Source organism: Streptomyces chrestomyceticus JCM 4735, from assembly GCF_003865135.1.
Lineage (GTDB): Bacteria > Actinomycetota > Actinomycetes > Streptomycetales > Streptomycetaceae > Streptomyces > Streptomyces chrestomyceticus.
In genome coordinates this window covers 7,673,234-7,690,116 of sequence record NZ_BHZC01000001.1, presented here as the reverse complement: position 1 = coordinate 7,690,116, position 16,883 = coordinate 7,673,234, and the positions used below count along the sequence as shown (strand labels likewise).

Below are 16,883 nucleotides of genomic sequence, written 5' to 3'. Positions count from 1 at the left end.
ATGTCAAGGGTATCGATCGTGTGCGCTACCGCTGACCACGACCGGTAACCTGGCGGAGTGACAGGCTCGGAAGAAACCCTCTCGTTCCGGCTCGCGTACGTCCCGGGGGTGACGCCCACGAAGTGGGTGCGTATCTGGAACGAGCGGCTGCCCGGCATCCCGCTGGAACTCGTCGCGACGTCCGCCGGTGCGGCGTACGACGTCCTGCGGGACGGCGGCGCCGACGCGGGTTTCGTACGGCTGCCTGCCGACCGGACGTTCTTCAGCGCGATCCCCCTCTATACGGAGACGACGGTGGTCGTGGTCCCGAAGGACCACCTCTTCACGGCGGCCGACGAGGTTTCCACGGAGGATCTGGCCGACGAGGTCGTGCTGCATCCCCTCGACGACACCCTCGGCTGGGAGCGCCCGCCGGGGCAGCCCGCGTTCGAGCGGCCCGCGACGACGGCCGACGCCGTCGAGCTGGTCGCGGCGGGCATCGGCCTGCTGGTCGTCCCGCAGTCGCTGGCCCGGCTGTACCACCGCAAGGATCTGAAGTACCGGACGCTGACGGACGCCCCGCAGTCCCAGGTCGCGCTGGCCTGGCCGGAGGAGCGGACCACCGATCAGGTCGAGGACTTCATCGGCATCGTCCGCGGCCGGACCGTCAACAGCACGCGCGGCCGTACCCAGCCCGAGGCCAAGGCCAAGGCTCAGCCGCAGGCCAAGAGCGCGGGTAAGGCTGGTGCCCGTAAGCCCGCAGTCGGCAGGACCGGCAAGCCGGCCGGTAAGGGCCCGCGCAGCGGCTCGGGTACCGGTGCCGCGAAGGGAGCCCGGCGCGGCAAGCCCCGCCGCCGGTCCTGATCATGGCCGGCGCCGGCCACTTCCGCTGCCCCGGCGCCTGCCTGCGGCGCGCCCGTCAGCTCTCCGGGCGGACCGCCGCCCATCCCCGCTCCAGCAGGTCGAAGATTTCTTCGGTGGCCTGGCGGGGTGCGGGCCGCCCGCCCGTGAGAGTGCGGGAGGCGAGGGCGAAGTGGGCCAGGGCGGCGCAGGTGACGTCGTCCTCGGGAGCGCCGGCTTCCTGGGCGATGGCGCGTGCCAGGGCCGCTTCGTGGCGCATCCACATGCGGTGGGCGTAGTCGCGTAGCGCGGGGTGTCGGCCACCAGGCGGGCGAACGCGGTGACGTCGAGCGAGGCCGCGTGTTCCTGGGTGAGCAGGACGTACGCGCGGAGCGCCTGAAGGATCGACTGTCCGGGAGCGCGGTCGCGTACGGCGGCGACGAGGGACGCCTCGATGTCCCCCTCCAGGTCGAAGACGAGCGCTTCCTTGCTGGCGAAGTGCTTGAACAGGGTCGTCACCGATACGTCGGCGGCTTCTGCGATCTCCTTGACGCCGACCTGCTCGAAGCCGCGTTCGAGGAAGAGCCGCAGCGCGGCGTCGGCCAGGGCCTGTCGGGTCTGGGCCTTCTTGCGTTCGCGGCGGCCGACCGGGGCGCCGGTACCGGCCGGGGCGGGGGCGGGCGGCTCGATGCGGGGGGCGGGTTCGGTCACGGGTGCAGCTTACTCCACGGCTTAGCGAGTTCAAAAGTTTAGCGATTGCGCTTTTTTAGTGGGTGTGCTTTTTTGGTGAGGCGCCGGGCAGTCGGTCCGGCGTTCCATTCACCCTCGGAGGGGAACCATGAACCTCACCCGTGAGGCCCGTGTCGCCGTCGTCGGCGCGGGCCCCGGTGGCCTGGTGTGTGCCCGCGTGCTGCAGCTCCACGGCCGTTCCGTCACCGTGTTCGAGCGCGAGGCGGCCTTCGACGCCCGCCCGCAGGGCGGCTCGCTCGACCTGCACCCCGAGACGGGCCAGGCGGCGCTGCGCGCGGCGGGGGTGCTCGACCGGTTCCACGCCCTGTCCCGCCCCGAGGGCCAGGAGTGGCGGAAGGTGGATCACGTCACCGCGGCCGCCATGGAACAGGAGTGGCCGCCCGGGGACGAGGGCGCGGGCGTCGAGGACCGGCCGGAAATCGACCGGGGCCACCTGCGGGGGCTGCTGCTGGACTCGCTCGCGCCGGGGACGGTCCGCTGGGGAAGCGCCGTCAGCGGCACCGTGCCGCTCGATGACGGCACCTGCCGACTGGAGTTCGCGGACGGCACCTCCGAGGTCTTCGACCTGGTCGTCGGCGCCGACGGCGCGTGGTCGCGGGTCCGCCCGGCCGTCTCGGACGCCCTCCCCGCCTACACGGGCGTCGCCTTCGTCGAGACGGGCTTCGACGACAGCGACGTACGCCATCCCGCCCTGGCGCGGCTGGTCGGGCCGGGCACGCTGGTGGCGGAGTCCGGTTCCACGATCCTGTTCGCCCAGCGGAACAGCAACGGCCATATCCGTACGTACGTGGCCTTTCGGGCTCCGCTGGACTGGCACACGGCCGCCGGGCTGGACGTGGAGGACACGGCGGCGATGCGTGCGTACCTGGGTACGCGGCTCGACGGATGGGCCGAGGGCCTGCGGTACGCCATGCTCAACGGTGACCACGGCTTCGCCAACCGGCCGCTGTTCGCGCTGCCCGTACCGCACGTCTGGGAGCACGTTCCGGGCGTCACGCTGCTGGGGGACGCCGCGCATCTGATGCCGCCCCTCGGCGTGGGCGTCAACCACGCGCTGCTCGACGGCGCCGAGCTGGCGCAGGCGCTGGTCGGTGAGGAGCGGGTGGACGACGCGGTACGTGCGTACGAGGAGCTGATGCTCCCTCGGTCGGCCGACTTGGCGAAGAGGTGCGCGGAGGGGCTGGTGCACTTGGTGCCGTGAGCGGGCTCCGGGTTGTCCACGCAGTCCGTACGGAGACGGGTCCGAGGCCACGCGGACCGTACGGACACGGGTCCGCCCCGGCCGGGCAGAATTGCCGGCCGGGGCGGACCCGTCGTACGAGTGCGGGGCGGCCGGCGGACGGGAACACCCGCCCGCCGACCGCCCCGGCTCCGTATCAGCTACCGAGGGTGGCGAGCGCCTGGTTGAACGTCTGCGACGGGCGCATGACGGCCGCGGCCTTGGCCACCGAAGGCTGGTAGTAGCCGCCGATGTCGGCCGGCGAGCCCTGGACGGCGATCAGCTCGTCGACGATCTTCTGCTCCTGCTCGGCCAGCGTCGCCGCGAGCGCCGCGAAGGACTCCGCGAGCTGCGCGTCCTCGGTCTGCTTGGCCAGCTCCTGGGCCCAGTACAGGGCGAGGTAGAAGTGGCTGCCGCGGTTGTCGATACCGCCGAGCTTGCGGCTGGGCGACTTGTTCTCGGCGAGGAACGTGCCGGTCGCGCGGTCCAGGGTGTCCGCGAGCACCTGGGCGCGCGCGTTGCCCGTCTTCTGCGCGAGGTGCTCGAAGCTCACCGCGAGCGCGAGGAACTCGCCCAGGCTGTCCCAGCGCAGGTAGTTCTCCTTGACCAACTGCTGGACGTGCTTGGGCGCGGAGCCGCCGGCGCCGGTCTCGAACAGGCCGCCGCCGTTGATGAGCGGCACCACCGAGAGCATCTTGGCGCTGGTGCCCAGCTCCAGGATCGGGAACAGGTCGGTGAGGTAGTCACGCAGCACGTTGCCGGTGACGGAGATGGTGTTCTCGCCGCGGCGGATGCGCTCGACGGAGTACTTCGTCGCCTCGACCGGGGACATGATCTTGATGGTCAGGCCCTCGGTGTCGTGCTCCGGGAGGTACTGCTTGACCTTGGCGATGAGGTTCGCGTCGTGCGCGCGGCCCTCGTCCAGCCAGAACACGGCCGGGTCGCCGGTCGCGCGGGCGCGGGTGACGGCCAGCTTGACCCAGTCGCGGATCGGCACGTCCTTGGTCTGGCACATACGGAAGATGTCGCCGGCGGCGACCGTCTGCTCCAGGACCGCGTTGCCGTCCTTGTCGAGGACCCGCACCGTACCGGTGGCGGGGATCTCGAAGGTCTTGTCGTGGCTGCCGTACTCCTCGGCCTTCTGCGCCATCAGACCGACGTTCGGCACCGAGCCCATGGTCGACGGGTCGTACGCGCCGTTCGCCTTGCAGTCCTCGATGACGGCCTGGTAGACGCCGGCGTAGCTGCTGTCCGGGATGACGGCGAGGGCGTCCTGCTCCTGGTCGTCCTTGTTCCACATGTGGCCGGAGGTACGGATCATGGCCGGCATGGAGGCGTCGACGATGACGTCGCTGGGGACGTGCAGGTTGGTGATGCCCCGGTGGGAGTCGACCATGGCCAGGTCCGGGCCCTCGGCCAGCTCCGCGTCGAAGGAAGCCTTGATCTCCTCGCCCTGGGGCAGCGACTCCAGGCCCTTCCAGATGCCGCCCAGACCGTCGTTCGGGGTCAGGCCGGCCTTGGCGAGCACGTCACCGTACTGGGCGAAGGTCTTCGGGAAGAAGGCGCGCACCACGTGACCGAAGATGATCGGGTCGGAGACCTTCATCATCGTGGCCTTGAGGTGCACCGAGAACAGCACGCCCTCGGCCTTGGCGCGGGCGACCTGCTCCTTGAGGAACTCGCGCAGCACGGCGACGCGCATGACGGAGGCGTCCACGACCTCGCCCGCGAGCACCGATACCGACTCGCGCAGCACGGTGGTCGAGCCGTCGTCACCGGCCAGCTCGATGCGCAGGGTGTCGTCCTCGGCGATGACCACGGACTTCTCGGTGGAGCGGAAGTCGTCGCCGCTCATGTGCGCGACCTCGGTCTTCGAGTCCGCCGACCAGGCGCCCATCCGGTGCGGGTGCGCCTTGGCGTAGTTCTTCACCGAGGCGGGGGCGCGGCGGTCGGAGTTGCCCTCGCGCAGCACCGGGTTGACGGCGCTGCCCTTGACCTTGTCGTAGCGGGCGCGGATGTCGCGCTCCTCGTCGGTCTTCGGGTCGTCCGGGTAGTCCGGCAGCGCGTAACCCTGCTCCTGCAGCTCGGCGACGGCCGCCTTGAGCTGCGGGATCGAGGCCGAGATGTTCGGCAGCTTGATGATGTTGGCCTCGGGCGTCTTCGCCAGCTCACCGAGCTCGGCGAGGGCGTCGTCGATGCGCTGTTCCTCCTGGAGCCACTCCGGGAAACCGGCGATGATCCGGCCCGCCAGGGAGATGTCACGGCTCTCCACCGCGACCCCGGCCGTCGAGGCGTAGGCCTCGATCACCGGCAGGAACGAATACGTCGCCAGGGCCGGGGCCTCGTCAGTGTGTGTGTAGATGATGGTCGAGTCAGTCACCGGGTGCTCCGCTCCACGTCTGCAACATTGCTCGACATCAAGATATCTCGTGATCGGGTCCTTACTGGAAGGGCCCTGGCCGGGTGGGGTTCGGGGCGGAGGGCCGGGCGGGGTGCTGGGTGGGGTCCGGGCGGGGTTCTGGCCGGGCTCCAGTCGGCTTCCGGGCAGGGTCGCGGGCAGGTCCCGGGCGGGGTCACATAGCGGGTGCCCGTCGTATCCGCGTCGCGAAGACGCGTTCCCGCGCCGCCTCGTACGCACCGCCTCACCACTCCCCCTTTGCACGGTTCCCACAACTCCACACCCTCGAACTCCGTGGAAGCTGCCACCTGTACCCCCGGAACTCCCCTGGCAGAGTGAGCAACCAGTTGATCATTCCCCGGCCCGACGCGACTCGACACGGCCCGGGGAATTGTCTCCATGCGACAAAGGGGGTTCATCTCGTGCGTACAGTCACCGAGGATGTGGTGGTCACCGGCCTCGGAGCCACGACGCCGCTGGGCGGGGACGCCGCCTCGACCTGGGAGGCCATGCTGGCCGGGCGGTCCGGCATCAGCGCCATCGAGGAGGAGTGGGCGGCCGGACTGCCCGTACGGATCGCGGGCCGGCTCGCGGTCGAGCCCGGGACAGTCCTGGACCGGGTGCAGGCCCGGCGGATGGACCGGTGCGAACAGGTCGCGCTCGTGGCGGCCCGGGAGGCGTGGGCCGACGCGGGGGCGCCGGCCGTCGATCCGGAGCGGCTGGCCGTGGTGATCGGTACGGGCACGGGCGGCGCCCTCACCATGCTCGGACAGGACGACGTACTCGAAACGTCCGGCGTACGGAAGGTGTCCCCGCACACCGTCCCGATGCTGATGGCGAACGGGCCCGCCGCCTGGGTCAGCATCGACCTGGGGGCGCGCGGCGGCGCCCACACGCCGGTCAGCGCCTGCGCCTCCGGGGCCGAGGCCATCGCCATGGGCCTGGACCTGATCCGCCTCGGCCGGGCCGACGTGGTGGTGGCGGGCGGCGCCGAGGCGTGTGTCCACCCGCTGCCGCTGGCGGGCTTCGCCCAGGCCAGGGCGCATTCGACGCGCAACGACGAGCCGGAGCTGGCGTCGCGCCCGTTCGATGTCGACCGGGACGGTTTCGTGATCGGCGAAGGTTCGGCGGTGGTCGTTCTGGAACGCGCCGGGTTCGCCGCCGCCCGCGCGGCCCGCGCGCACGCCACCCTCGCGGGCGCGGGCGTCACCTCGGACGCCCACCACATCACGGCCGCACACCCCGAGGGGCAGGTCCGCGCGATGCGGCTGGCCCTGTCCGCCGCCGGGCTGCCCCCGCGCGACATCGAGCATGTGCATGCCCATGCGACCTCCACTCACCTGGGCGACCTCACGGAGGCCCGGTCGATCACGGAGGCCATCGGCACCCACCCGTCCGTCACCGCGACCAAGTCGATGACCGGCCACCTTTTCGGCGCGGCCGGAGCGGCCGGTGCCCTCGCCGCGATCCTCGCCGTACGCGACGGTGTCGTCCCCGCGACGCAGAACATCGACACCCTCGACCCGGAGATCGGCCTCGACGTCGTCATGGGCGGGCCGCGGAAGGGCGCCCTGTCCTCCGCCCTCACGAACTCCTTCGGCTTCGGCGGGCACAATGCGAGCCTGGTGTTCACGGCGGCGCCTTGAAGGGCGGCGTGAAGTCCTCGCCCCGAGGGAGCCACGGGAGCCCGTACTCGTAGAGTGCCGCCATGCTCCTGTGGATCAACGGCCCTTTCGGCGGCGGCAAGACGCAGACCGCGCACGAGATCCAGCGCCGGCTCCCCGGCAGCGTGATCTGCGACCCCGAGCACGTCGGCTTCGGCCTGCACCGGATGACACCGCCGGCCCTGCGCGGCGACTTCCAGAACCTCCCGGCCTGGCGACAGGGCGTCCACGAGGTGCTGGACCTGGTCCTGACCGAGCACCCGGGCCCGGTGATCGCCCCGATGACGCTCGTGGAGACGGCCTACTTCGACGAGATCGTCGGCCGGCTGCGGGACCGCGGCCACGACGTCCGGCACTTCGCGCTGCTCGCGGACCGGCGGACGGTGCTGCGGCGGCTGCGGGAGCGCGGCTTCGGGCATCTCGTGGGGTACGTCGCCGGGAAGGACACCCCGTTGCGGCGGGAGAGCTTCGCCGTGGCGAAGCTGGACCACTGTCTGGAGCGGCTGCGGGGGCCGGAGTTCAGCGAGCACGTGTGGACCGACCGGCGTACGGTCCCACAGGTCGCCGATCACATCGCCGCCTCGGCCGGGCTGGCGCTGGCTCCCGACACCGACAGCGCGCTCCGTGGGCGGTTGCGCCGTACGTGGACGAGCGTGAAGCACGTGCGGTTCGGTTGAGGCGGGGGGGGCGGGGTCGGTGCGGTCGGTGCGGTCGGGCCGATCCGAGCCGGCGGCCCGGCCCGGTCGGACCGGCGGCGGGTCGGGCGCCGGGCCGGGCCGTCGGGTCTGGCCCTCAGGTCAGACCCTCAGGTCAGGCGCCGGACAGGGCCGCCGAGCCGGACCGCCGGCTCGGACCACCGGATCGGACCAGAGGCTCTTACCAGGCTTCGCCCGCGACCTGCCGGGTCGTGACATTGACCCTGTTGAAGAAATTCGTCATACCGATCATGAGGACCAGAGCGGCGAGTTGCCGCTCGTCGTAGTACGCCGCGGCCTCGTCCCAGACCGCGTCCGGCACCGGGTCGGTACGGTCGCCGAGCCGGGTGGCGGCCTCGGCGAGCGCCAGCGCGGCGCGCTCGGCCGGGCTGAAGAAGGGGGCGTCGGCCCAGGCCGCCACGGTGTGCAGCCGCTCGTCACGCTCACCTGCCTTCTGGGCCTGCAAGGTGCCGCCGTGCACGCAGTAACTGCATCCGTTGATCTGGCTCGCCCGCAGGTGGACCAGGTCGAGCGTGCCCTGCGGGACACCGGCCTTCTTGACCGCCTTGAGAACGGCGAGGACGTGTTCCGTGACACCGGGGAGAAGCACGGCCGGATTCGAAATGCGCGCCCGTACGGCGGCGGCTCCCGCTCCCTCCTGCGTGCCCTCCGTGCCCTGCCTGCTCTCTGTGCTCTGCATGATCGTGGCTCCTGTCCGTCACATCGAGAGGAAACGTTTCGTCATCGTTCTGACGGAACACGACGGGAGAATGTGACCGGTGGACGAGAAAGATTTCCTGGCAGAGCGCTTCGAGGAGCACCGGGCGCATCTACGGGCGGTGGCGTACCGGATGCTCGGTTCGCTGAGCGAGGCGGACGACGCCGTGCAGGAAGCCTGGCTGCGGCTCAGCCGCTCCGACGTCAGCGGCGTGGCGAACCTCGGCGGCTGGCTGACGACCGTCGTCGGCCGGGTGTGCCTGGATCTGCTGCGGACGCGTACGGCGCGCGGCGAGGAGCCTTTCGACGTACGGGTGCCCGACCCCGTCATCAGCAGCGCCGCCGGCGCCGGAGGGGGCGGCAGCGGTACGGACGGGACCGACCCGGAGCAGCAGGCGCTGCTGGCCGACGCGGTCGGGCTCGCCCTGCTGGTGGTGCTCCAGACGCTGGCGCCCGCCGGACGTCTGGCGTTCGTCCTGCACGACATGTTCGGGGTGCCGTTCGACGAGATCGGCCCCCTCGTCGGGCGTACTCCGGCCGCGGCGCGGCAACTGGCCAGCCGGGCTCGCCGCCGGGTGCGGAACGCGGCCGCCGAGCCCGACACGGGTCTCGTCCGGCAGCGCGAGGTGGTCGATGCCTTCCTCGCCGCCGCGCGCGACGGTGACTTCGAAGGGCTGCTCGCGGTGCTCGATCCGGACGTGGTGCTCCGTGCCGACACGGGCGCCGGTTTCCCGGGCCTGACCAGGACAGTTCGCGGGGCGGGCGAGGTGGCCGGGCGGGCGCTCGCTTTCCGGCGTACCGCGCACGGTGCGCGGTACGCGCTGGTGAACGGGGCCGCTGGTGTCGTCACGGTCGTGGACGGGGCGCCGGTATCGGTGATGGGTCTGACGGTCGTGGGCGGGAAGATCGTCGCGATCGACATCCTCGCGGATCCGGAACGGCTGCGGGGGCTGGACCTGACGGCGCTCGGTGCGGACGCTGACGGCTGACTGCGGGAGGGCATGCTGGCGGCACTGTGGTGATCCGCAGGTGGAAGCGGGGGTTTTCCGCATGGTGGCGGCTGCGGCCGGCGCTCTAACCTGAAGATCGCTGCACCGAGAGGCGCGGCGATCCACACCGTGTACTCACCAGGGGAAACCGTGCGTCGTCATCTCAGAGTCCTCGCGGCCGTCGCGCTGGCAGGTGTCGCTGTGAGCGGGTTGACAGCATGCGGGCTCGCGGACCGCTCCACGTACGAGGACGACGCCAAGCTCTCCGCAGACATCAAGTCCGTACGCCTGGACAGCGGCTCGGGCGGTCTCACCTTGCGCGGCGAGAAGTCCCTCGACACGGTGTCGGTCCACCGCGAGCTGCGGTATCGGGGCGATCGGCCCGAGAAGGCGAGCCACCGCGTGGAGAACGGTGTACTGATACTCGGCGGCTGCGGAAGCAACTGCTCGGTGCACTACACGGTCGTCGTACCGGCGGGCCTCCCGGTGACGGGCGAAACCGGGTCCGGCGCGGTGAACCTCTCGGAGGTCGGTCCGGTACGGGTGACCACCAGTTCCGGCGCGGTGAACCTGGACGGCGTAAGTGGCGCCGTGGACGTCCGCACCTCCAACGGACGGATCTACGGGCGCGGCCTGAAGGGGGACGGTGTGCAGGCACGGACCAGCAACGGCGCCGTCGACCTCGTCACGGAGATACCGCAGAACGTCCTGGCCGAGACATCGAACGGCGCGATCAGCCTCACCGTGCCGGGCGGCCGAAACAACCGCTACCGAATAGCCGCCGAGACCGACAACGGCCACAAGAACCTGACCGTGCCCAACGACCCGTCCGGCACCTACCGGCTCGACCTCACCACGGCGAACGGAGCCATCACGGTCAAGGAAGGCTGACCCGAACGACGGGTTGCCCACCAGGAGTGGGGCGGCGCACGGAACCGCCGTGGCGGACACTCACGGGACGGAAGACGCGAGACGGGGCACAGGGACGGGGACGGAGGGGGCAGGGACGGGGAAGGAGGGGTAGCGCACGGAGCCGTCGTGCGAACGTTCACCGGATGAGGGCGAAACGCGGGCTCTCCGTGCGGGTCTTCAAGGGGTGGGCACGAGGGCGGGGCGCAGGGCTGCCGTGCAGACATTCGCGATACCGGGACGGAACGCGCGGTCTCCGTACGGAACTTCACGGGACGGGCGACGCCGGGCCTCCGCGCGGGCCGTCACGGAGCGGGGGGGGCAGGACGCAGGGGCGTCGTGCAGATGCCTGCGGGCAGGGACGGGGGGGTAGGGGCAGGCACGGGCGCGAGGTAGTCAGGCAGGCAGGGACGCGTGCCCAGGCAAGCGTGTGACACGGGGCCAGAGGCAGGCGTATGGCAGGGGCGTCGGAGGCCAGTGTGTGCACGGGCGCCAGGCAGGCGCGTGGCGCGGGGCAGGCACGTGGCGCGGGGCAGGCGTGGAGCACAAGCGCCGGGTGGGCGTGCGGCCGGGCGGGCCTGCGGCACGGCGCCGGGCAGGCACGTGGCGCCGGGCAGGCGTGGAGCACGAGCACCGGGCGGGCGTGCGGCCGGACGCCGGGCGGGGCTGCGGCACGGGCGCCGGGCGGGTGTATGGCACGGGCGCCAGAGGCAGGCGTGGGGCACGGGGGCGGGCGTGTTGGCGCCCGTGGCTGGACGCACACGGGATGGGGAGGGTGGGCGGGGGGAGGGGGCGGAGCGTCGTGCGGATGCGCACGCACGGGAAGGTGCACGTGACTGTCGTGCGAATGTCTGCGGCGCTGGAACGGAAACGGGGGACGGGCGCGGGGCGATGTGCGGGTTCGTTGTGGGGGGCGTCGTGCGGGCGCCCGCGGGTTGCTGTTGCGGGCGCCCGCCCCCGTCACGGGCTCAGGTGCCGGGATCACTGCCCTCCCGGCGGGGCTGCGGCCGGAGTGCTCAGGCGGACGAGGTCGCTTGGGCGCCGCCCGGCACCTCTACCACCGCGCCGGCCGACGCCTCTACCGCACCGTCAGACGCCTCCACTGCGCCGCCGGACATCTCTCCCTCGCCGCGCGGCACCTCTGCCGCGCTGGCCGACGCCTCTTTCGGGCGGCCCGACGCTTCCGGCGTGCCCGACGCCTCTTTCACGGTGTCCGACGGCTTTTCCGGGGTGTCGCCTCCGTACGGGCGGGTGATGATCTCCATCGCGTGGCCTGCCGGGTCGAAGAAGTAGACGCCTCGGCCACCGTCGTTGTGGTTGATCTCGCCCGGGTGCTTCCCGTGCGGGTCGGCGTAGTAGGTGAGGCCGGCCTGCTGGATCCGTGCGAAGGCGGTGTCGAATTCGGCTTCGCTGATGAGGAACGCGTAGTGCTGCATGACGATCGATTCCGCCGGGATCGTGGCGAAGTCCAGGGTGACGCCGTTCGCGGTGTCCACCGGAAGGAACGGGCCCCATTCGGTACCGATGTCGAGCCCGAGGATGTCTGCCAGGAAGGTGGCGGATTCCCGGTTGTCCCGGGAGTGGATGATGATGTGGTTCAACTGCACTGACACTGTGGAATGCCTCCGTAAGGCAAACTCACGGACACCTCCATGCCTCACCCGGTCGGTGACCGACACGCGATGCCGTCGCCGCCGATGGTAGGCGGCGCCCCCGGATTCGTCGAGTGACCTCCGGCCGACGCCGTTTCGGGCGCCGTTCGGGAGGTTTCCGGCTCATCTGCCGGGGCGTTTGACCGCGTGGCCGACGATGACGGTCTCGACGCCGGCGATGCCCAGGCCCGTCAGGTCTTCGGTGATCAGCCGGTACAGGGCGGTCAGGTCCGGCAGCCAGACGGCGGCGTGCAGGTTCGCGGTGCCGCTGGTGGCGAACGCGCCGTGGACGGCGGGGTGTCGGGCCAGGGTGCGTCCCACGGTGTCCAGGTGGTCCGGCGGCACTTGCAGCATGACGTTGGCGTCGATGAACAGGCCCAGGCGTCTGGGGTCCACGGCCACCTGCGTGCTCAGCCGGCCGTCGGCCATCAGGCGGGCCAGGCGGCGCCGGACGGTGGAGGCGGGGTGCCCGGTACGGGCGGCGATCACCGCCGCCGGGGTGCGGGCGTCGTCGCTCAAGGCGGCCAGGATGTCGGCGTCGATGGGGTCGAGCCCGGAGGCGGGACCGGGACCGGAAGCGGCAGGCCGTACGGATTCGGAGGGGCGCCGCGTCGGGGTCAGGGCGGCGCGTTCCGTGGGGGTCAGGACGTTGTGGCGCCAGTCGGATGCCTCGGAGAACACGTGCAGCACGGTGGCCGCGGACACGGACGCCACCGCCGGTGTGGCCGGCAACTGCCGGAACACCAGGTGGTCACGGGACCCCGGTTCGGTGTACGAGACCGCGGAGATTTCGTCGCCCGAGGCGGACAGGTCGATGAAGGGGATGTCGGGGCGGGCGGCCAGGGCGGCGGTGAGGGCGTCCAGCTTGCCCTTGAGCACCTTGATGCGTAGCAGCAGCGCCCCCACCGAGGCGGGGCGCACGGGCTGGGCGATCACCTTGACCGTGCCGTCGCCGATCAGCGCCTGCCAGCGACGGTGCACCGTACGGGGGTTCTCCCCCAGCACCTCGGCGGCGCGTTCCGCGCTCAGCCGCCCGTCGCACTGCAACGCGGCGATCAGGCGCTGGTCACGAAGCCCGAGGACGGGTGGTGGGGCGGGGCTGGTGGCGGGATCGCTCACTGACTGGGGCATGAGAGACAGTTTCGCTCAAACAAGCCGTGCGGAGAGTCTGGATTCGGGCTTCGCGGCGCAGGATCGACGGCATCAACCGCTCCCGGTGTCGGACGAGGACCGCTGTCCTTGGCGCCGGGGAAGGGACTGCCGTTCACGTGGAGAAGATCATGACGTACGTATCCCTGCTCGCCCCGATGGCGGCTGCCGCTCACGAAGTCGGTGCGCTCCTGCTCGCCACCCCGCGCCGTGCCGCCGCGCCCGCCGACACCATGGAGGAACTGGCCGCCGCCTATCTGGCCTTGGAAACTCCGGCCGTTGCCGTCATGCGACGGCATCTGGACGCACTGCTGCCCGGCGTTCCCTGGGCCGAGGAACTGCACGACGAGCGGAGCCTGAACGCCGACCCGAACGCCGACCCGGACGCCAGCTCAAGTGCCGACCCAGTTGCCGGCCCGAGTGCCGGCCCGAGTGCCGAAACAAGCGCCGGAACGAGTCCTGCTCCGAGCAGCCGCCCGGGCGCCACGCCGGACACCACCCCAACTCCCCGACTGCCTGCGGAAGGAGACGTATGGACGGTGGACGTGATCGACGGCGCCGTGCAGTTCATGCGGGATCTGCCGCACTTCTGTGTCAGCCTCGCGTTGGTGCGGGACGGTGAGCCGGTGGCCGCGGCACTGCACGCGCCGCTGCTCGGCGAGACGTATCTCGCCGCGGCCGGGCACGGTGCCACACGGAACGGCGAGACGATCACCCCGTCGGCCCGGACCCGGCTGGAGGCAGCCCTCGTGGGCACCAGTCACCCGCCCTTCGCCGCGGGGCAGCCCGCGGCCGTGGCGGCGGCCGGGCGGTCGCTCGCCGCCGTGCTGCCCGCCGTGGGGGCTGTACGGAACCTGGGCCCCACCTCGTGGCAGATCGCCGACACGGCAGCGGGGCGGCTGGACGCGTTCTGGGAGTACGGCCGGGACGACGCCAATCTGCTGCCCGGCGCCCTGGTGGCCCGTGAGGCGGGAGCAGTCGTCTCCGATACCGCGGGACGGCCGTGGCAGGCCGGAGCGTCCGGCTTTCTCGTCGCGCCGCGTGAACTGCACGGTCAGTTGCTGGAACTGCTGAACCCGCCCCTCGCGTGAACCCGCCCCTCGCGCCCTGAGCCCCGGCTGCCCCGCCGGAGCCACCGCCCTGGCCGGCCGTCGTCGCGGCAGGGGCCGTGTTCAGTGGGCCGGGCGGGGCATGAACGCCATGCCGACCGAGGCGGGGGCGGTCTCGGTGAAGCCGAACTTGGCGTAGAGGTGGCGGGCGTCGCCGTCGGCGATCAGGGAGACGTAGGCGCCTGCCGGTGCGCGGCGCTCCAGTTCGGCGGTGAGAGCGGCCATGATGCGCTTGCCCAGGCCGTGGCCCTGGTGCTGGGGCAGCACACAGATGTCGACGATCTGGAAGAAGCAGCCGCCGTCGCCGATGATCCGGCCCATGCCGACGGGGTCCGCGCCGTCCGCCGTACCGCCGTCCGCGGGCGCCGGCGACGCGTGCACGGTGACGCCGTACCAGGTGTTCGGGAGGCCGATCGCCGCGCCCTCGGCCAACTTGTCGCCGAGGCCGGTCGCCCGGCGCAGTCGCCGGTACGTGTCGGCCGTGGGCACGCCGGGCCTGACCTCGTAGCCGTCGTAGCCGTTGTTGACGTAACCGGCGTCACCGCTGTTGTCATCGGTACCGTCGGGCCGGCCGCCGTGCGCGGTGACATCACCGTTCCCCTGATTCATGCCTGACAGGTTAACGGTCTGGCCTGGTACGGAGCGGGAGGCCGCGCCCCGAAGGCCAACGTAAGGAGGTTGGGCGGCAGTTGCGCGCATGTCATGATCAGCGCATGAACGATCCGGGGGGCGCCGCAGCCGTGGCGGAGATGGCCGACCACGCTGCCTGGGTGCGTGCGGCAGCTCGTAACAACGCCGAGTGGTGCGACGCGGTCTGCCGCGCCCACGGTTTGCGGGGCGACTTCGGCGACGACGCCTGGACCAGTCCTCACCGTACTCCCCCGCTCTATCCGGACGCCGTGACGCTGACGGGCCGCCTCGGCACTTCCGCCGGTGCCGGTACTGCCGCCGACCTGCTGGCCCGTATCGACACGGCTTCCCCCGGCTGCTCGGTCAAGGACAGTTTCGCGTGTCTGGACCTGGCTCCGGCGGGCTTCGAGGTGCTCTTCGAGGCTCAGTGGATCCACCGGCCGGCCCAAGCTCCGGCCTCCGCCCCCGCGTTCCCGAGGTGCCTCGCCCACCCGCTGGAATGGGACGTGATCACCGAGCCCGGCGACCTGTCCGCCTGGGCTGCCGCGTGGGGAGCGGAACCGGGCGATTGCGGCCCGTTCCGGCCGGAGCTGCTCACGGACGACGCCACCCACTTCCTGCGCGCCCGCCCCACCACCGCCACCACCGGCACCGGCACCGCCACCGCCACCGCCACCGCCACCGCCACCGCCACCGCCACCGCCACCAACATCCTGGCCGGAGCCATCGCCATCCTCAGCGACGGCGGCGAACTGATCGGCTTGTCGAACGTCTTCACCGCCCCGAAGCCGCGACCTTCGGCATCGGCCCTCGGGACACCTGGGCGGGCTGCGTCTCCGCCGTGAGCGCCCGGTGGCCCGGTCTGCCGGTCGTCGGCTACGAGTCCGGCGCCGACCTGGAGGCAGCGACGGCGAACGGGTTCCGGGCGGTCGGGCCGCTGTGCGTCTGGTGGCGTGCCGTACGGCCGGATGCGGACCATGGGGACACAGGGGTGACGGAAGGGGCGTAACGGGAACAGCCGTACGGGCGATGACGGGGAGCATGACCACTCGATCAGCAGCGGTCCGGTCGGCCCCCGCCTTGACCATCCTGACCGCCCTGCTCGCACTGTTCGCGGCGAGCCCCGCGCCTGCCGCCACCACACCCGCCTCCCCTCCCGCCTCCGCCACCGGCCCGAACGTGGCCGTCTCGCAAGCAGGCAACTACCCGACACAGCCGAACAGTTACGGCAACTTCTCGGTCAGGTGGTCCTCGGCCGGTACAACCGACACCACCGGCATCACCCACCTGACCGTCGATCTGCCGCCCGGACTGACGACCGGGGGCGCGCTGATGTACTCGACGCCGTACGACTACACCTTCGACCAGACCGTGTCGCCGGACGGACGCCACCTGGAAGCGACCTTCCGCGGGACCCGCGTGCCCGGCCGCGGCGACTTCATGAAGGTGCAGGTGTCCTCGGGTGCGGAACGGCCGTCCGGGGTGATCAGGGCCACCGTCGCCAACCGGGACGACGTCGATGCCACCGACAACGTGAGTACGTACACGGTCAACGGTCCCCAGCGGCCCGTCGATGTGCCGCGGCGGCCGGTGGTGACCGGGATCGGCACGACCACCGGGCCGGGCGCCGGCGGCACCGCCGTCACCGTCACCGGGACGGGTCTGGACGACGGGTTCGTACTCTTCGGCGCCGACCAGGCCACCACGTCGCACTGCACGGCCACGCAGTGCGCCGCCACCACCCCCGGCGGCTCCGGCAGCGTCCCGGTCACCGTCGTCACTCCGGGCGGTGCCGCGGACGCGCCGGGCGGCTTCGCCTACACCGGGCCGCCGCCCGCGCCGCCCGCCGCACCGGTGGTGACCGGCCTGAACAGGGCCAGCGGCCCGTCACAGGGCGGGACTTCGGTGTACGTCCTCGGAAAGAACCTGGCGGGCGGCACGATCGCGTTCGGGGACGCGCCGGCCGCGCACGTCTCCTGCGGGGAGTCCTTCTGCAGCGGCACCTCGCCCGCCGGGTCGGGGACCGTGCACGTCACCGTGACGACGGCGGGCGGTACGAGCGCCACGGTGGACGCGGACCGGTTCACGTACACAGGCACAGAGGTTATGTACACGGGCCCGGCTGCCGCGTCGGCCCCGGGCGCGCGGCGGCGCTGAACACCGCGGTGCGGGCGGGATACCGG

14 protein-coding genes and 2 pseudogenes are annotated in these 16,883 nt (G+C 71.9%); 10 read left to right on the top strand and 6 right to left on the bottom strand.

Annotated elements, in window-relative coordinates; all coding sequences use genetic code 11:
* Positions 1–57: 57 nt before the first annotated feature.
* On the top strand, positions 58–843 hold the full coding sequence (locus tag EJG53_RS33675; protein ID WP_125048080.1) for a LysR family transcriptional regulator substrate-binding protein: 786 nt from the start codon (positions 58–60) through the stop codon (positions 841–843).
* Positions 844–898: 55 nt separating this feature from the next.
* Here EJG53_RS33675 and EJG53_RS33670 read toward each other — a convergent pair.
* Positions 899–1,509 (bottom strand): annotated as a pseudogene (locus tag EJG53_RS33670) (TetR/AcrR family transcriptional regulator).
* A gap of 148 nt (positions 1,510–1,657) precedes the next feature.
* Here EJG53_RS33670 and EJG53_RS33665 point away from each other — a divergent pair.
* Positions 1,658–2,770: an FAD-dependent oxidoreductase gene (locus tag EJG53_RS33665; protein WP_125048079.1), complete on the top strand. Its 1,113-nt coding sequence runs from the start codon at positions 1,658–1,660 to the stop codon at positions 2,768–2,770.
* 175 nt (positions 2,771–2,945) lie between these two features.
* Here the strand turns inward: EJG53_RS33665 and EJG53_RS33660 are convergent, their stop codons facing one another.
* On the bottom strand, positions 2,946–5,168 hold the full coding sequence (locus tag EJG53_RS33660; protein WP_125048078.1) for an NADP-dependent isocitrate dehydrogenase: 2,223 nt from the start codon (positions 5,166–5,168) through the stop codon (positions 2,946–2,948).
* Positions 5,169–5,608: 440 nt separating this feature from the next.
* On the opposite strand from EJG53_RS33660, the gene EJG53_RS33655 reads away from it, so the two are divergent.
* Both EJG53_RS33655 and EJG53_RS33650 read left to right on the top strand, forming a co-directional pair.
* Positions 5,609–6,832, top strand: coding sequence for a beta-ketoacyl-[acyl-carrier-protein] synthase family protein (locus EJG53_RS33655; protein WP_125048077.1), 1,224 nt, complete (start codon positions 5,609–5,611; stop codon positions 6,830–6,832).
* Positions 6,833–6,894: 62 nt separating this feature from the next.
* Complete coding sequence (locus tag EJG53_RS33650) at positions 6,895–7,527, top strand: AAA family ATPase (RefSeq protein WP_125048076.1); 633 nt, start codon at positions 6,895–6,897, stop codon at positions 7,525–7,527.
* Between the two features lie 199 nt (positions 7,528–7,726).
* Here EJG53_RS33650 and EJG53_RS33645 read toward each other — a convergent pair whose 3' ends face one another.
* A complete protein-coding gene (locus tag EJG53_RS33645; RefSeq protein ID WP_244955705.1) occupies positions 7,727–8,170 on the bottom strand; it encodes a carboxymuconolactone decarboxylase family protein in 444 nt (147 codons plus the stop codon).
* Between the two features lie 154 nt (positions 8,171–8,324).
* Here EJG53_RS33645 and EJG53_RS33640 point away from each other — a divergent pair, with 154 nt between their 5' ends.
* Positions 8,325–9,251: a sigma-70 family RNA polymerase sigma factor gene (locus EJG53_RS33640; protein ID WP_125048074.1), complete on the top strand. Its 927-nt coding sequence runs from the start codon at positions 8,325–8,327 to the stop codon at positions 9,249–9,251.
* A 150-nt stretch (positions 9,252–9,401) separates the two neighbouring features.
* Positions 9,402–10,142, top strand: a complete 741-nt coding sequence (locus EJG53_RS33635) for a DUF4097 family beta strand repeat-containing protein (RefSeq protein ID WP_125048073.1) — start codon at positions 9,402–9,404, stop codon at positions 10,140–10,142.
* 1,253 nt (positions 10,143–11,395) lie between these two features.
* Here the strand turns inward: EJG53_RS33635 and EJG53_RS33630 are convergent.
* Both EJG53_RS33630 and EJG53_RS33625 read right to left on the bottom strand, forming a co-directional pair.
* A pseudogene (locus EJG53_RS33630) lies at positions 11,396–11,773 on the bottom strand (VOC family protein); the annotation flags it as partial.
* A 162-nt stretch (positions 11,774–11,935) separates the two neighbouring features.
* The gene (locus tag EJG53_RS33625) at positions 11,936–12,943 is read right to left on the bottom strand and encodes an AsnC family transcriptional regulator (protein WP_125048072.1); all 1,008 of its coding nucleotides are present in this window, start codon (positions 12,941–12,943) and stop codon (positions 11,936–11,938) included.
* 149 nt (positions 12,944–13,092) lie between these two features.
* Here EJG53_RS33625 and EJG53_RS42945 point away from each other — a divergent pair, with 149 nt between their 5' ends.
* A complete protein-coding gene (locus EJG53_RS42945; RefSeq protein ID WP_244955452.1) occupies positions 13,093–14,052 on the top strand; it encodes an inositol monophosphatase family protein in 960 nt (319 codons plus the stop codon).
* A gap of 81 nt (positions 14,053–14,133) precedes the next feature.
* Here the strand turns inward: EJG53_RS42945 and EJG53_RS33615 are convergent, their stop codons facing one another.
* A complete protein-coding gene (locus EJG53_RS33615) occupies positions 14,134–14,679 on the bottom strand; it encodes a GNAT family N-acetyltransferase (protein ID WP_125048071.1) in 546 nt (181 codons plus the stop codon).
* 104 nt (positions 14,680–14,783) lie between these two features.
* On the opposite strand from EJG53_RS33615, the gene EJG53_RS41775 reads away from it, so the two are divergent.
* Genes EJG53_RS41775 through EJG53_RS33605 form a run of 3 tightly spaced genes read left to right on the top strand, consistent with a single transcriptional unit; the run spans position 14,784 to position 16,857 of the window.
* Positions 14,784–15,545, top strand: coding sequence for a hypothetical protein (locus EJG53_RS41775; RefSeq protein WP_244955451.1), 762 nt, complete (start codon positions 14,784–14,786; stop codon positions 15,543–15,545).
* On the top strand, positions 15,542–15,709 hold the full coding sequence (locus EJG53_RS42940) for a hypothetical protein (protein WP_154806420.1): 168 nt from the start codon (positions 15,542–15,544) through the stop codon (positions 15,707–15,709). Before EJG53_RS41775 ends, EJG53_RS42940 begins: the two co-directional genes overlap by 4 nt.
* Before the next feature lie 32 nt (positions 15,710–15,741).
* On the top strand, positions 15,742–16,857 hold the full coding sequence (locus EJG53_RS33605) for an IPT/TIG domain-containing protein (RefSeq protein WP_167515202.1): 1,116 nt from the start codon (positions 15,742–15,744) through the stop codon (positions 16,855–16,857).
* Positions 16,858–16,883 lie beyond the last annotated feature (26 nt).

Bases quoted from the DNA above. Each gene is read 5' to 3' on its own strand.
- EJG53_RS33665 (WP_125048079.1), top strand. From the start codon at position 1,658: ATGAACCTCACCCGTGAGGCCCGTGTCGCCGTCGTCGGCGCGGGCCCC.
- EJG53_RS33650 (WP_125048076.1), top strand. From the start codon at position 6,895: ATGCTCCTGTGGATCAACGGCCCTTTCGGCGGCGGCAAGACGCAGACC.
- EJG53_RS33625 (WP_125048072.1), bottom strand. From the start codon at position 12,943: ATGCCCCAGTCAGTGAGCGATCCCGCCACCAGCCCCGCCCCACCACCC.
- EJG53_RS42945 (WP_244955452.1), top strand. From the start codon at position 13,093: ATGACGTACGTATCCCTGCTCGCCCCGATGGCGGCTGCCGCTCACGAA.
- EJG53_RS33615 (WP_125048071.1), bottom strand. From the start codon at position 14,679: ATGAATCAGGGGAACGGTGATGTCACCGCGCACGGCGGCCGGCCCGAC.
- EJG53_RS41775 (WP_244955451.1), top strand. From the start codon at position 14,784: ATGAACGATCCGGGGGGCGCCGCAGCCGTGGCGGAGATGGCCGACCAC.
- EJG53_RS33605 (WP_167515202.1), top strand. From the start codon at position 15,742: ATGACCACTCGATCAGCAGCGGTCCGGTCGGCCCCCGCCTTGACCATC.